The organism is Microbacterium kunmingense, assembly GCF_023155745.1.
Taxonomy (GTDB): domain Bacteria; phylum Actinomycetota; class Actinomycetes; order Actinomycetales; family Microbacteriaceae; genus Microbacterium; species Microbacterium kunmingense.
Window position 1 is genome coordinate 81,734 of the sequence record NZ_JAKNUS010000004.1, and the last position, 14,293, is coordinate 96,026.

The window sequence follows — 14,293 nt, forward strand, 5'->3', positions numbered from 1 at the left end:
TCAGGTCTCGGGCTCGCCGCTGAGGAGCCCCCGCAGCCAGTCCCGCGCCTCGACGAACACGTCATCGGAGTATCGGTCGGGGTAGCGCACCACGGCGCGATCGGCGCGCGGGTAGGAACCGAGGAAGATCACCTTCGGGCTGAAGCGGCGAAGACCCATGAGCGCATCGGCCATCCGCTCGTCGTGGACGTGCCCGTCGGCGTCGATGACGAAACGGTAGCGGCCGAGCTCGTCGCCGATCGGGCGCGAGGCGAGCAACGAGAGGTTGATGCCTCGGGTGGCGAACTGCTCCAGCATCTCCAGCAGCGCACCCGGTCGGTCGTCGGGCAGCTCGACGATGAGCGAGGTCTTGTCCGCGCCCGTGGGCTCGGGCGGCGCGACGGTCTTCCCCACCAGCACGAATCGGGTCACCGCATTGAGGTTGTCGCCGATCTTCTCGGCCAGCAGCTCCAGGTCGTGGTGCTCGAGGATCCCCGGCGGCGCGATCGCGGCATCCGCATCGCTGGTGCCGTCGAGGAGCCCGAGGGCGCTGGCGACATTGCTGGATGCCGGGATGTGCGCGTGCGCGGGGAGGGTGCGCGTCAGCCACTGCAGGCACTGCGCGTAGGCGACGGGGTGCGCGGCGACGAGCGAGACGTCCTCCAGCCGCATCCCCCGGCGCCCGACGAGCACGAAATCGACCGGCACCAGGTACTCGCCGATGATGCGCAGCCCCGCGACGGTGGCGAGCGCGTCCTGGGCGGTGGACACGCCGCCGTCGACGGAGTTCTCGATGGCGATCATCGCCGCATGAGCGCGACCGTCGATGACGTCGGAGAGGGCCTCGCCGACGTTGTGCACGGGCCGCCAGATCTGACCGCGCGCCTCGGGAACCTGTGCCAGCGCCGCTTCGGTGAAGGTGCCGGCCGGGCCGAGGAAGCTGTAGGTCCGGCGGGTGGGAGCGGATGCCACGGGCCCGGCGGCGTCGGAAGTCACGGCGTTCAGCCTAGCCATCCGGTAGCGCAACCGAGCCACCCGGCATGTCAACCCGTGCGGCGGGTACCCCGGTCGGGGCAGACTGGGGGCATGACGCGCGCAGGACAGCCCGCCGAGGCCTCCGATCTCATCGACATCGACGCCCTCATCTCCGCCTACTACGACCGCAAACCCGACGTCTCGATCCCCGCGCAGCGCGTGGCCTTCGGCACCAGCGGGCACCGCGGATCGTCACTGACGACAAGCTTCAACGAGGACCACATCCTCGCGACCACCCAGGCGATCGTCGACTACCGGCAGATGGCGGGCATCGAAGGCCCCCTGTTCCTGGGACGCGACACCCACGGCCTCTCCCTCCCCGCCGAGCGGAGCGCCATCGAAGTCCTCGTCGCCTCGGGCATCGACGTCCGCGTCGACTCCCGCGACTCCTGGGTTCCCACACCCGCACTCAGCCACGCGATCCTCACCTACAACCGGGGGAAGAGCGCGGATGACCCGGGCCGGGCCGACGGCATCGTCGTCACCCCGAGCCACAACCCTCCCGCCGACGGCGGGTTCAAGTACAACCCCCCGCACGGCGGGCCGGCCGACACCGACGCGACCGGGTGGATCGCGAACCGGGCGAACGAGCTCATCACCGCGGGTCTCGCGGGTGTGGCCCGCACGAAGTACAGCGACATCGACGCCGACACCCTAGGCACCTACGACTTCCGCGAGGCGTACGTGCGCGACCTCGCCACGATCATCGACATCGACGTCATCCGCTCGGCAGGCGTCCGCATCGGCGCCGACCCGCTCGGGGGCGCCTCGGTGGAGTACTGGGCGCGCATCGCCGAGATGTACGAGCTCGATCTCACTGTCGTGAACCCCGACGTCGATCCGACGTGGCGGTTCATGACCCTCGACTGGGACGAGAAGATCCGCATGGATCCGTCGTCGCCCTCGGCGATGGCCTCCCTCGTGGCGAAGCGCAACGACTATGACATCCTCACGGGAAACGACGCCGACGCCGACCGACACGGCATCGTCACCCCCGACGCGGGCCTGATGAACCCCAACCACTACCTCGCCGTCGCCATCGACTATCTCTTCTCGCACCGCGAGAACTGGCCCGCCGGGGCGGCGGTCGGCAAGACCCTGGTGTCGTCGATGATCATCGACAAGGTCGTCGCCGGGCTCGGGCGCACCCTGTACGAGGTGCCGGTGGGGTTCAAGTGGTTCGTGCCCGGACTGCTCGACGGCTCGGTCGCCTTCGGGGGCGAGGAGTCGGCCGGCGCCTCGTTCCTCCGCAAGGACGGCACGGTATGGACGACCGACAAGGACGGCATCCTGCTCTGCCTCCTCGCCGCGGAGATCCTCGCGGTGACCGGCAAGACCCCGTCCCAGCGCTATGCCGAGCTCGAGGCCGAGTTCGGGTCATCCGCCTATCAGCGTGTCGATGCCCCGGCGACCCCCGAGCAGAAGGCGAAGCTGTCGAAGCTGTCGCCCGACGCGGTCGCCGCCACCGAGCTCGCAGGCGACCCCATCACCGCGAAGCTGTCGCATGCGCCGGGGAACGATGCAGCCATCGGAGGCCTGAAGGTGCAGACGGCCGACGCGTGGTTCGCCGCCCGGCCCTCGGGCACAGAGGACGTCTACAAGCTGTACGCCGAGTCGCTGCGCGGCGAGGAGCACCTCCGGCAGGTGCAGGAGGAGGCGAGGGCGGTCGTCTCTGCGGCGCTCGAAAGCTGAGCCGACCGGCCGTTCTGCCGCCGGGAAGCGCGCGGGCGGAGCGTACCGAATTCATCCGCCCGCGTCGACCCCGTGGGGCATACACTGAGCCTGTGACCGAGAGCGTCGCGCTTACCCGAGGTGCACCCACTCTCCACGACGTAGCCCGCGAGGCGGGCGTGTCGTTGGCGACTGCATCGCGCGTTCTGAACGGGTCGAACCGCAAGGTCGCTGACAGTTATCGCGTCCGTGTGGAGGCGGCGGCGACCAAACTCGGCTACACCGCCAACGTCGCCGCGCAGGCGATCGCGCGAGGCGCCTCGGCCATCACAGCCTTCATCGTCACCGACATGACCGATGCGCGATTCGGCGCCCTGACCCGCGCGCTCTCGCGCGAGACCGAGGCCGCGGGGCTGATCCTCACGGTCGCCGAGACCGGCGGCGACGCCGAGCGCGAGCGGAAGATCCTCCAGACCCTCCGCGGCCAGCGACCGCAGGGGCTCATCCTCGGCGCGGGGGTCGCCGGCGTCGAGGGTCCTGTCGCGGCCGAGATCTCGGCGTTGCAGGCCATGGGAACACGGCTCGTCACCTTCGCGCCCGAGGACGCCGCCGACGACGCGGATGCGGCGGCCCGCGCCATCCGCGTCATCCGCAACCTTCCGGAGGACTGAATCGGGCCCTGCCGCGGGGTGCGGCAGGATGGGAGCCATGTCTTGGCTTGTCACCGGCGGGGCCGGCTACATCGGTGCGCACATCGTCAGAGCTCTGGATGCCGCGGGGCTGCCCCCCGTCGTCATCGATGACCTCTCCAGTGGTCACCCGGGGTTCGTCCCCGACGGCGTCCCGTTCGTGCGAGGCAGCATTCTCGATCGGGCGCTCATGGAGCAGACGCTCCGCGAGCACGCCGTGACCGGCGTCATCCATCTCGCGGGATTCAAATACGCCGGCGTCTCGGTGAAGCGCCCCCTGCACACCTACGCGCAGAACGTCGAGGGCACACGCATCGTCCTCGAGGCGATGGAGGCCGCCGGCGTGGCGAACCTCGTGTTCTCGTCCTCCGCCGCGGTATACGGCACCCCCGACGTCCCGCTCGTCACCGAGGATCTCCCCAAGCGCCCCGCGAGCCCCTACGGCGAGTCGAAGCTCATCGGCGAGTGGCTGATCCGCGATCAGGCTGTCGCCACCGCCGAGACGGCCGTGCCGCTTCGCCACACCTCGCTGCGCTACTTCAACGTCGTGGGCTCGGGTGACCGCTCGGTCTACGACACCTCGCCGCACAACCTCTTCCCGCTCGTCTTCGAGGCGCTCATCGAGGGACGCACCCCCCGGATCAACGGGGACGACTACGACACCCCCGACGGCACGAACGTGCGCGACTACGTCCACGTCGCCGACATCGCCGCGGCGCACGCGGTCGCCGCGCAGCGGCTGGCGGCCGGCGAGCCCGTCGAGGCCGCGTACAACCTCGGCTCGGGCGACGGCCTGTCGGTGCGCCAGATCATGGACGCCATGGTGCGGGTCACCGGCATCGACTTCACCCCCGAAATCGGGCCGCGCCGCGCCGGCGACCCCGACCGGATCGTCGCGACCGGCGAGCTCGCGGCCCGCGACCTCGACTGGAAGATGCGTTACAGCGTCGACGAGATGGTCCGCACGGGGTGGGAGGCGCGGCGCGCCGCGGCCTGACCGCTCCGTGCGGCGCGAACCCCGACGGCGTGCGGATCAGCGGCGGGGAGCGGTGCTGGCCCGCAGAACGAGGGCCGGGGTGAACGTCTCGACCACCGGCGCCGTGTCGGCCTCCGACTCGACATCCTCCAGCAGCACCTCGACAGCGCGCGCACCGAGGGCGTCGAAGTCCTGACGCACGGTCGTCAGCGGCGGACGGTACTCCGCGGCGTCGGCGATGTCGTCGAAGCCGACGACGCTGACATCCGCGGGCACCGTCTTCCCCGCGTCGGCGAGCGCGCGGAGGGCGCCCAACGCCATCTGGTCGTTGGCGACGAAGACGGCGGTCGCGTCGTCGAGGCGACCGCCGGCCGCATACCCGGATGCCGCGCTCCAGTCGCCCCGCACCGGTACCGGCACCTCAAGCCCGGCCGCGGTGAGCGCGCTGCGCCAGCCCTCCTCGCGCTGTCGCGCCGCGAAGGAATCCGCGGGTCCGGCAATATGGGCGATGTGGCGATGCCCGAGCTCGAGAAGGTGCGCGACCGCCTGGTGCGCTCCCGCGGCGTGGTCGGTCTGCACGACGTGGAACCCCGGTGCCGCATCGGGTGACGCGGGGGCACCCGGCGCGTCGACGAGGAGGAGGCGGAAGCCGGCAGCGGCGGGGACCGTCGCGGCGAAGGGTGACGCCTCGTTCAGGACGACGACGCCGTCGACGCCCTGATCGGCGAGCCGCTTGAAGGCATCGTCGGCCGATTCCGGTCCGACCGCCGTCACCAGGGCCACACCGTACCCGCGGCCTGCGGCCGCCGCCGCCACGGCCTGGAGCATGCGGGAGTTCCCCACCGTGTCGAGCGTCGCGACCACGAGCCCGATCGTCTGGGTGCGCCCCGTGCGCAGCGCACGTGCCGCGCGGTGCGGGCGATAGCCGAGCCGCGACATGGCCGCTTCCACGCGCGCACGCGTCGCGGGGTCGACGCGGGGGCTGGCGTTGACGACCCTCGACACCGTCTGACCCGACACCCCGGCCGCGGCGGCGACATCGGCCATGGAGACTCGGCGCACGTCCCCCTCCCCCCCGACGTAACTCCGGCGATCCGCGCCATGTTGACGTTACCACGAGGCCGAGCTATCGTGTTGACGTGAACATGCAGGAGTTCGGCGCCACGGATGCCGCATCGACCACCCCGCACGCCGAGCTCCTCACCGGTGGCGTCACCAAGCGTTCGACCCGCCTCGCCGACGGGCGGGAGTTGATCTACTTCGACGACCCCGACACCACACTCGGCCCCGAGCGATCCGTCGACGCCCGCACTCTCGACCCCCGGCCGCAGACCGCCACGATGCGCCTCGACGTGCTCACCGGCGACTGGATCTCCGTCGCCGCGGCGCGGCAGAATCGCGCCTTCCTCCCGCCGGCCGAGCTCGATCCCCTCGCACCGCAGACGCCCACCAACCCGTCCGAGATCCCGTCGCGCTACGACGTCGCCGTCTTCGAGAACAGGTCGCCGTCGTTCGGACCGGCGCTGCGCACGGCGCACGGCGACGCGCCGGAGGCCGCCGACCCGCCGCAGGGCCTCGACGATCTCGCCGAACTCGCGCTCGGTCGCACCCGCACCTCGGTCGGGCGCTGCGAGGTGGTCTGTTTCAGCCCCGCGCACGAGGGCTCGTTCGGCACCCAGACCCCGACCCGCGCGCGCACGGTCATCGAAGCCTGGGCCGATCGCACCGCCGCCCTCTCGGCCCTTCCCGGCATCGAGCAGGTCTTCCCGTTCGAGAATCGCGGCGAGGCCATCGGCGTCACCCTCGCCCATCCGCACGGCCAGATCTACGCCTATCCCTACGTCACCCCGCGCACGCAGCAGTTGCTGCGCTCGCTGGACAAGGCCGGTCCCGACCTCTTCTCGCGCATCCTCGACAGCGAGCGCGCCTCGACACGGGTGATCCTCAGCGGCGAGCACTGGACGGCTTTCGTGCCCTTCGCCGCACGCTGGCCGATCGAGGTGCACCTCGTGCCGCATCGGCACGTCGCCGACTTCGCCGAGACCACCGCTGCCGAACGCGACGAGCTCGCGCCGCTGTACCTGCGGCTGCTCCGCGGCGTCGACGCGATGTATGACTCGCCCACCCCGTACATCGCCGCCTGGCACCAGGCGCCCGTCCATGTGGCGCGCGACAGCGCTCGCCTGCACCTGCAGCTGACCTCGCCCCGCCGCGCCGCCGACAAGCTGAAGTTCCTCGCCGGATCCGAGGCGGCGATGGGCGCCTGGATCGGCGACATCCCGCCCGAGTCCGCCGCCGAGCGCCTGCGCGCGGCCGTGGCATCCGTTCCCGAGGTGACCCTGTGACCCACCCCTCCCCTGCCACGCCCGCGGCGCCCCGCGACGCGGCTCTGGCCTCCCTCGCACGCCTGACCGACGCGGCGCCGGCCGGCGTGTGGTCCTCACCTGGCCGCGTCAACCTCATCGGCGAGCACACCGACTACAACGACGGTTTCGTGCTGCCGCTGGCGATCCCCCATCGCACCGCAGCCGCCGTCGCCCCGAACGACGAGAACGTCCTGCGGGTCGCCTCGACCTTCGCCGACGAGCCGGTGGTCGTCGCGCTCGACGATCTTCCGACCTTCTTCCCCGCCCGCCGCGACTCCATCCCCGAGTGGGCGCGTTACCCGCTCGGCGTCGCCTGGGCGCTGCATGAGGCCGCGCCTAGTGCTGCGGCCGCGCACGCGACCGGGCTCGATGTCGCGATCGCCTCGAACGTGCCCGTCGGCGCGGGCCTGTCGTCGTCGGCGGCTATCGAGGGGGCGGTCGCCGTCGCGCTCAACGACCTCTGGCACCTCGGCCTCGACCGACCTGCCCTCGCGCGTGCGGGCCGGCGCGCCGAGAACGAGGCCGTCGGCGCCCCGACGGGGATCATGGACCAGATGGCGTCGATCCTCGGCGCCGCCGACGCGGCGATCCTGCTCGACTGCCGCAGCCTCGAGGTCGAGGTTGTCGATCTCGGGTTCGATGCCGCCGGCCTCAACCTGCTTGTGATGGACACTCGGGTGCAGCATTCGCACGCCTCGGGCGGGTACGGCGAGCGTCGCGCGTCCTGCGAAGCGGGTGCGGCGGCACTCGGGGTGGCCTCCCTGCGCGACCTCGGTGTCGGAGACCTCGCCCGAGCCGAGCGCGAGCTCGACGACGTCACATTCCGGCGCGTACGTCATGTCGTCACCGAGAACCAGCGGGTGCTCGACACGGTACGGATGCTGCGGACCGACGGCCCGCGATCGATCGGCGGCCTCCTCGTCGCCTCCCACGCCTCGATGCGCGACGACTTCGAGATCTCCGTCCCCGAGCTCGACACCGCGGTGGACACGGCCATCGCAGCCGGAGCGGTCGGCGCCCGGATGACCGGCGGCGGCTTCGGCGGAGCCGCGATCGCCCTGGTCGACCGCGAGCGTGTCGCCGGGGTGACCGACGCCGTGACCGCGGCGTTCGCCGAGCGCGGCTTCGCCGCACCCACGATCTTCCCGGTCACCGCCGCCGAGGGCGCTCGGCGCGAAGCCTGAGGCCTACTCCCCCACCCCGTCCGGCGCAAGACCTGCCGCCGCAGCATCCCGGCTCCTACGCTGGCGGACGGTGCCATCGGGCGCCGTCACCGGAAAGAGGGAACTCGCATGGCCTTCGTCACCGTCGGAACCGACAACTCTGCTGATATCCAGCTCTACTACACCGACCAGGGGTCTGGTCAGGCGGTCGTCCTGATCCACGGCTTCCCGCTGGACGGCGAATCGTGGAACAAGCAGCAGGCTGCGGTGCTCGACGCCGGGTATCGCGTGATCGCCTACGATCGGCGCGGGTTCGGCGGGTCGAGCAAGGTCGGGAACGGGTACGACTACGACACCTTCGCCTCGGACCTCGACGCCCTGATGAAGCGCCTCGACCTCGCCGACGCCGTCCTCGTCGGCTTCTCGATGGGCACCGGGGAGATCGCGCGTTACCTCGCCACCTACGGCAGCGGACAGGTCGCGAAGGCCGCGTTCCTCGGCTCGCTCGAGCCGTACCTCCTGAAGACCGACGACAACCCCGACGGTGCCGCGCCGCAGGACTTCTTCGACGAGACCGCGGCCGCGGTGAAGAAGGATCGCTACGCCTTCCTCACCGGGTTCTTCCGCGACTTCTACAACCTCGATGAGAACCTCGGCTCCCGCATCTCGCAGGAGGCCGTCGACGCCAGCATCCAGACCGCCAACCGCGCCGGCAACACCGCGATCGCGGCGGCGCCCCTCAGCTGGCCGACAGACTTCCGCGCCGACATCGCCAAGATCGACGTCCCGACCCTCATCGTGCACGGCACCGCCGACAACATCCTGCCGATCGACGCCACGGGACGTCGCTTCCGCGAGATGCTCCCCGACGCGACCTATGTCGAGATCGAGGGCGCTCCGCACGGCATGCTGTGGACCCACGGTGAAGAGGTCAACGAGGCACTGCTCCGATTCCTCGCGTCCTGACGGCGCTCGCGCGGCGCGTCAGCAGGAGGGCGCCGTCGATCTCAGGGGGAGAGGAGTCGATCCAGAAGCGCGAGGATGCGCGCGTGATCCAGGCCCGGGTCCAGCAGCCACTGTGACTGCAGACCGTCCGAGGCCGCGATCACGAGGGCCGCCACCTCGTCGGGGTCGACGTCGTCACGCATGCGGCCCGCGGCCTGACTCTCGCGGACACGCGCCGCCAGGCCCTCCCGGAGCCGCGCGAAGCGGGTCGTGACGAACGCCCGGGCGACAGGGCGGTCCTCCTCGAGGGCGGCGGCGACGAGGGTCGAGTACAGCTGCACGAGCCCCGGTATTTCGCGATTGCGCTCGGCCGAGTACCGCATCATCTCGGCCGGCGTCGTTTCGGGGGCGAGCGGCACCGCATGGTCGCGCTGCGACTGCCGGTACACCTCCACGAGCAGCTCCTCGAGCGACCCGAAGTAGTGCCGGAGAGCGGCGTGGGTGACTCCCACCTCGCTGGCGATCGCGCGCAGGCTCGTCCGGTCGGCTCCCCGCCGCGCGAAGACCTCGATCGCGCGATCGATGATCTCCTGGCGCCGGGCGATGCCCTTGGGTGAGACGCCTCGACTCCCCGGCGACGCCGGCTCAGCGGTCATCCGCTCAGAGGGTCCGGGCGAAGGGGTCGAAGCCGCCGTCCACGGCGGGCACCGGGTCGACGGTGCTCGACACGCGGACGGTGTCGCCCGTCGCGATCGACTGCTCCGCCGAGAGCATGATGTCGAGCACGTGCAGCGCCAGGTCGCCACTCGCGATGTGCGGCCGGCCCTCGGCGATCGCACGCACCATGTCGAGCAGTCCGAGGCCGCGCCCGACGACAACCCCCTCCCGCGGGATGTCGATCCACTCCTGGTCGACGCTCATCCCGTCGCGCAGCACGCCGAGCGGCTTCACGTACGCGATCCGACCCGCGAACTGGTTCGGGTCGGGGAGGACGATCGAGCCCCCGGTGCCGTGCACCTCGAAGACGCCCGCGCGCTCGAGCGCGGAGTCGAAGCTCAGCAGGCTCTGCGCCTGCTGGCCGCTGTCGAAGGCGGTGACGACCTGCACCGTGGTGGGCACCTCGACGGGGAATGCCGTTCCCGCCTGCGGGCCGGTGTGGATCATGCGTTCCTCGCGCGCCTTCCGCCCGACGGCGGACACCCGGTCGACCGCGCCGAAAAGGCTGACCAGGCCCGAGAAGTAGTACGGCCCCATGTCGAGCAGCGGGCCCGCGCCCTGGGCGAAGAGGAACTGCGGTGCCGGATGCCAGAGGTCGGGCCCCTGCGTCTGGAACACCGTCTGCGCGAAGAGCGGTTCGCCGATCACGCCCGCGGCGATGGCGCGCTTGGCGGTCTGGAAGCCGGGTCCGAGAATGGTGTCGGGCGCCGAGCCGACGCGCAGACCCGCTGCCCTTGCCGCGGCGAGCAGTTCGGCCGCACCCTCGCGGTCGAGTCCGATCGGCTTCTCGGTCCAGACGTGCTTGCCGGCCGTGATCGCGCGCATCGACACCTCGATGTGCGCGGCGGGGATCGTGAGGTTCACCACGACGTGCACGTCGGGGTTCGCCAGCACGTCATCGACGGTGCCCCAGGCCGCGACGCCGTGCTTCCGGGCCTGCGCCTCGGCACGGCCGACGAGGAGGTCGCCGACGATGACGACGTCCACGTCGGGGAAGGACTGCAGATTCTCGAGGTAGGTGTCGCTGATGACCCCGGCGCCGATGACGCCGACTCCGACTGCACCGCTCATCGGACGAATCCCCCGTCACGCAGGAAGGCGAGACTGGCGGCGATGTCGTCGAAGACGTCGCCCGGTGGGTTGTCGTACTCGATGACCGCATAGCGGATGGCGCCCTCCCCCGCTCGCAGCGCGGCGGCCAGCGGCACGTCGCCCGTGCCGGCATGGCGCTGATCGAGGGTGCCCGATCCGAAGGCGGGCGCGTCGGGAGCGAAGGGGTTGGATGCCGGGACGGCACCGTCCTTCACGTGCACCGCCTGCAGGCGCTCGCCCAGGCGGGTGACGAGCGCGGGAACGTCCTGACCGCCGGCGGCAGCCCAGTACAGGTCGAGTTCGAGCGCGACGCGGGCGTCGGTGAGCGAGACGAACCGCTCGTACGCCGTCACGCCGTCGAAGCTCGCGACGAATTCCTGCGAATGGTTGTGGTAGCCCACGGTGAGACCGAAGGTCGCGGCGAGGTCGGCCGCCCGATTGAGGCGATCGGCGAGCTCGGCGACGGAGTCCTCGGTGAGCCAGCGGTCGACCGGGACGAACGGGTCGATCACGGTCTGCACACCGATGCGGGCCGCGGCCTCGAGCACGACCTCGGGCGCCGGGGTCGGAATCGCGCCGTCGGGGGTCCAAAGCTCGTCGCTGAGAAGCGGCGCGTGTCCGGTGGGGGCATCCAGGCCGCTCGCGTCGAGCGCAGCGCGGATCTCGGCGGGCCGGTCGACGAACGCGAAGGCCTCGACGTGGCGGAGGCCCATCTCGGCGAGACGGTCGAGGGATCGCGCCGGTTCGGCGGTGAACTGCTCGGCCAGGGTGTACAGCTGCACCGATGCTTCGGGATGCGTCATCGCGACCTCTTTCGTCTGGAGTCACGGTGAGGCTAGCAGAAAAACCTCCAGGTGGAGGTTTTTCTGTGATCCGACGGAGAACCGCACGCCGTACGATGACCAGCGTGAGCGATCCGGTCATCACCCTCTCCTTCGGCGCGGTGCGCGGACGGTGGCGGGGCGAGCCGGGCGACCCCGGCGCATCCGCGGCCTTCCTCGGCATCCCGTTCGCCGAGCCGCCCATCGGCGATCGGCGCTTCGCCGCCCCCGTTCCCGTCCCACCCTGGGACGGCGTGCGCGACGCGACAGCGTACGGCGCGACCGCGCAGCGCGGCGACACCGGCATCACCCTCATCCCCGAACCCTCGGTCGAGGGCGATTCGACCCTGAACGTCAACGTCTTCACACCGCGGCCGGGCGACACCGACGCGGCGCTGCCGGTGCTGGTCTACATCCACGGCGGCGGGTTCACCTCGGGGTCGCCGGCGAGCCCGTGGTACGACGGGCGGGCGTTCAACCGCGACGGCGTCGTCACCGTTTCGATCTCCTACCGCCTCGGCTTCGACGGGTTCGGCGAGGTCCCCGGCGCGCCCACCAACCGCGGTGTGCGCGACTGGCTCGCGGCTCTGGAGTGGGTGCAGCGGCACATCCGCGACTTCGGCGGCGACCCCACTCGCGTGACGATCGCAGGGCAGTCCGCCGGCGGCGGCGCGGTGCTCACCCTCCTCGGCATGCCGGCCGCCCAGCATCTCTTCCACTCGGCGTGGGCGATGTCGCCGGCTCTCGGCGACGTCCCCGCAGAACTCGCTCGCACGCGCGCGCAGCGCCTGGCCGAACTCGCCGGTGTGCCCGCCACGCTCGACGGCTTCCGATCCGTCCCCGAGGGTCGCCTCCTCGCGCTGCAGCAGGACGCGACGAAGGAGGAGTCGAAAGATCCCCTCGCGCCGGTGCGCAGCATCCTTCGCACGGGCCTCCCGTGGGGACCGGTCATCGACGGCGATCTGATCCCGCAGCCGACCATGGAGTCTCTCCGCGCGGGCGTGGGCGCCGACAAGGCCCTCGTGGTCGGGGCGACCGACGACGAGTTCACCATGATCACGGACGGACTCCGCGTGCCGCTCCGCCTCGTTCCCCCGGGCCTGCTGCTTCGGCGCATCGGCGCCGATCGAGAGGTCGTCGGCCCCTACCTCGCCGCGAACGGACCGCAGCGCCGCAAGGGCGGGGCGGCCGTGATCGGCCGGTTCATCAGCGACACCGTCTTCCGCTCCACCGTGGTGCGCGCCGCCGACGCACGCGGCGACGCCGCCACCTGGGTGTACGCCTTCTCGTGGCCCTCCCCGACGCGCAGGTGGTCGCTGCACTGCCTCGACGTGCCGTTCTGGTTCGACGCCCTCGACCTCGACGGCGTCGCCGCGATCGCGGGAGACAACCCGCCGCGCGCGCTCGCCGACGCCGTCCACGGATCCGCGGTGGCGCTCATCCGCGACGGCGATCCGGGATGGCCGACCTGGGCGAGCGCCCCGGGCACGGCGCGCGTCTTCGGCGGCCCCGCGTCGGCGCCCGACGTCGTCCGAGACGCGTTCGCGAGCGTCGCCGCGCTCGTGTGACGCTCCTCCGGAAGGACTGACCGGCGCGACGCGACCGGCCTCGGAAGGAATTCCTCCGCCGCGCGGATATCCGCGTTCGCGCGGAGATTCCGGCGCCGTCCGATCCTCCAGGACGCGAAACTCCGCGTGGGCGCGGAAACCCAGACGGGAAGGGGCACGCGTGTGATCCCTCCCTCACGCGGAGATCCGCGTTCGCGCGGAGATTCCGGCGGCATCTGATCCGCAGGAGCGCGAAAGTCCGCGTGAGCGCGAAAACCCGCGGCGCGCGGGGGCCCGGGACTCAGCGCAGGGCCGGGATCACCTGCCGCTCGAACTCGCTCACGCCGGAGCGGTCGTAGGCGTGCTCGGGGAAGTAGTGGATGGCGTAGCCGAGGCCCCGTTCCCGCAGCTCGGCGAGGCGCTCGGCGACCTGCTCCGCCGTGCCGACGAGCCCGCGGCCGGAGTGGTACTCGGCCATGAAGGCCGCGGTGCGGTCGCCTAAGTACGGCGCGACGCGCTGCTCAATGCGGTCCAGGCGCACCGCGACATCCTTCTCGTCCTCGCCGATGACGGTGTTGAAGTTCGCCGATCGGACGATCTCGGACTGGTCCCGACCGAGGTCGTCGGCGTGCGCGCGGAGGATCTCGTCCTTCCGGGTGAACTCCTCGGGGTCGCTCGACCAGTTGGTGTACTGCGCGTACTTCGCGGCGATCTTCAGGGTGACCTTCTCCCCGCCCCCGGCGATCCACAGCGGGATGCCGCCCTCCTGTAGCGGCAGCGGGCGCACGAGGGCCCCGTCGACGTCGTAGTGACGCCCGTGCAGCGTCGCGGTTCCGGTGGTCCAGGCCTGGCGCATGATCTCCACGCCCTCCTCGAGCATGCCGAGACGGTCGCCGATCTTGGGGAAGCCGTACCCGTAGGCGCGCCACTCGTGCTCGTACCACCCGCCCCCGATCCCCATCTCGGTGCGTCCGCCCGAGACGATGTCGACGGTGGCGGCGACCTTCGCCAGGTAGGCGGGGTTGCGGTAGCCCATGCAGGTGCACATCTGACCGAGGCGGATCCGGTCGGTGACGGCCGCGAAGGACGCCATCAGCGTCCACGCCTCGTGCGTCGCCTCCTCGCTCGGCACCGGAACGGTGTGGAAGTGGTCGTAGACCCACAGCGACTCCCAGGGACCCCGGTCGGCATGCTGCGCGAGCTCGCGCATCACCCGCCACTGATCGGCGGGATCGATGTCGACGAGGTCGTGGCGCCAGCCCTGGGGGATGAAGAGTCCGTATCGCACGGGG

Annotated in this window: 13 protein-coding genes; 7 read left to right on the forward strand and 6 right to left on the reverse strand. The window is 71.4% G+C overall.

Features of this window, described 5'->3' with window-relative positions; genetic code table 11:
* Complete coding sequence (pheA, locus tag MA875_RS07315; RefSeq protein WP_248241475.1) at window positions 1-975, reverse strand: prephenate dehydratase; 975 nt, start codon at window positions 973-975, stop codon at window positions 1-3.
* A gap of 90 nt (window positions 976-1,065) precedes the next feature.
* Here pheA and pgm point away from each other — a divergent pair, with 90 nt between their 5' ends.
* From pgm to galE, 3 genes are all read left to right on the forward strand, one after another.
* Window positions 1,066-2,706 carry a phosphoglucomutase (alpha-D-glucose-1,6-bisphosphate-dependent) gene (gene pgm / locus MA875_RS07320; RefSeq protein WP_248241476.1) on the forward strand — a complete coding sequence of 547 codons (1,641 nt, stop codon included), beginning with the start codon at window positions 1,066-1,068 and terminating at the stop codon, window positions 2,704-2,706.
* A gap of 92 nt (window positions 2,707-2,798) precedes the next feature.
* Window positions 2,799-3,356, forward strand: coding sequence for a LacI family DNA-binding transcriptional regulator (locus tag MA875_RS07325; RefSeq protein ID WP_248241477.1), 558 nt, complete (start codon window positions 2,799-2,801; stop codon window positions 3,354-3,356).
* A gap of 37 nt (window positions 3,357-3,393) precedes the next feature.
* Complete coding sequence (gene galE, locus MA875_RS07330; RefSeq protein WP_248241478.1) at window positions 3,394-4,371, forward strand: UDP-glucose 4-epimerase GalE; 978 nt, start codon at window positions 3,394-3,396, stop codon at window positions 4,369-4,371.
* A gap of 36 nt (window positions 4,372-4,407) precedes the next feature.
* On the opposite strand, the gene MA875_RS07335 is transcribed toward galE, so the two are convergent.
* Window positions 4,408-5,397, reverse strand: coding sequence for a LacI family DNA-binding transcriptional regulator (locus tag MA875_RS07335; RefSeq protein WP_248241679.1), 990 nt, complete (start codon window positions 5,395-5,397; stop codon window positions 4,408-4,410).
* A 98-nt stretch (window positions 5,398-5,495) separates the two neighbouring features.
* Here MA875_RS07335 and galT point away from each other — a divergent pair, with 98 nt between their 5' ends.
* From galT to MA875_RS07350, 3 genes are all read left to right on the forward strand, one after another.
* A complete protein-coding gene (gene galT, locus MA875_RS07340) occupies window positions 5,496-6,695 on the forward strand; it encodes a galactose-1-phosphate uridylyltransferase (protein ID WP_248241680.1) in 1,200 nt (399 codons plus the stop codon).
* Window positions 6,692-7,900 (forward strand): galactokinase, encoded by a 1,209-nt coding sequence (gene galK, locus MA875_RS07345; protein ID WP_372492541.1) that lies wholly within the window; start codon window positions 6,692-6,694, stop codon window positions 7,898-7,900. The genes galT and galK overlap by 4 nt, the downstream gene beginning before the upstream one ends.
* A 108-nt stretch (window positions 7,901-8,008) precedes the next feature.
* Window positions 8,009-8,845, forward strand: coding sequence for an alpha/beta fold hydrolase (locus MA875_RS07350; protein WP_248241479.1), 837 nt, complete (start codon window positions 8,009-8,011; stop codon window positions 8,843-8,845).
* 41 nt (window positions 8,846-8,886) lie between these two features.
* On the opposite strand, the gene MA875_RS07355 is transcribed toward MA875_RS07350, so the two are convergent.
* The 3 genes from MA875_RS07355 to MA875_RS07365 are packed head-to-tail and all read right to left on the reverse strand — an operon-like array spanning window position 8,887 to window position 11,436.
* Window positions 8,887-9,480, reverse strand: a complete 594-nt coding sequence (locus MA875_RS07355) for a TetR/AcrR family transcriptional regulator (RefSeq protein WP_248241480.1) — start codon at window positions 9,478-9,480, stop codon at window positions 8,887-8,889.
* 4 nt (window positions 9,481-9,484) lie between these two features.
* Entirely contained in the window at window positions 9,485-10,612 is a 1,128-nt protein-coding gene (locus MA875_RS07360) for a Gfo/Idh/MocA family protein (RefSeq protein WP_248241481.1), read from the reverse strand.
* On the reverse strand, window positions 10,609-11,436 hold the full coding sequence (locus tag MA875_RS07365) for a sugar phosphate isomerase/epimerase family protein (RefSeq protein WP_248241482.1): 828 nt from the start codon (window positions 11,434-11,436) through the stop codon (window positions 10,609-10,611). The genes MA875_RS07360 and MA875_RS07365 overlap by 4 nt, the downstream gene beginning before the upstream one ends.
* A 95-nt stretch (window positions 11,437-11,531) precedes the next feature.
* On the opposite strand from MA875_RS07365, the gene MA875_RS07370 reads away from it, so the two are divergent.
* The gene (locus MA875_RS07370; protein WP_372492542.1) at window positions 11,532-13,022 is read left to right on the forward strand and encodes a carboxylesterase/lipase family protein; all 1,491 of its coding nucleotides are present in this window, start codon (window positions 11,532-11,534) and stop codon (window positions 13,020-13,022) included.
* 280 nt (window positions 13,023-13,302) lie between these two features.
* On the opposite strand, the gene MA875_RS07375 is transcribed toward MA875_RS07370, so the two are convergent.
* Window positions 13,303-14,289, reverse strand: coding sequence for an LLM class F420-dependent oxidoreductase (locus MA875_RS07375; protein ID WP_248241484.1), 987 nt, complete (start codon window positions 14,287-14,289; stop codon window positions 13,303-13,305).
* Between the last annotated feature and the right edge of the window lie 4 nt (window positions 14,290-14,293).

Coding starts and splice junctions, on each gene's coding strand:
- galT (WP_248241680.1), top strand. CDS start 5,496: ATGCAGGAGTTCGGCGCCACGGATGCCGCATCGACCACCCCGCACGCC.
- pgm (WP_248241476.1), top strand. CDS start 1,066: ATGACGCGCGCAGGACAGCCCGCCGAGGCCTCCGATCTCATCGACATC.
- MA875_RS07365 (WP_248241482.1), bottom strand. CDS start 11,436: ATGACGCATCCCGAAGCATCGGTGCAGCTGTACACCCTGGCCGAGCAG.
- MA875_RS07370 (WP_372492542.1), top strand. CDS start 11,532: ATGACCAGCGTGAGCGATCCGGTCATCACCCTCTCCTTCGGCGCGGTG.
- MA875_RS07360 (WP_248241481.1), bottom strand. CDS start 10,612: ATGAGCGGTGCAGTCGGAGTCGGCGTCATCGGCGCCGGGGTCATCAGC.
- MA875_RS07350 (WP_248241479.1), top strand. CDS start 8,009: ATGGCCTTCGTCACCGTCGGAACCGACAACTCTGCTGATATCCAGCTC.
- galE (WP_248241478.1), top strand. CDS start 3,394: ATGTCTTGGCTTGTCACCGGCGGGGCCGGCTACATCGGTGCGCACATC.
- MA875_RS07335 (WP_248241679.1), bottom strand. CDS start 5,397: ATGGCCGATGTCGCCGCCGCGGCCGGGGTGTCGGGTCAGACGGTGTCG.
- MA875_RS07355 (WP_248241480.1), bottom strand. CDS start 9,480: ATGACCGCTGAGCCGGCGTCGCCGGGGAGTCGAGGCGTCTCACCCAAG.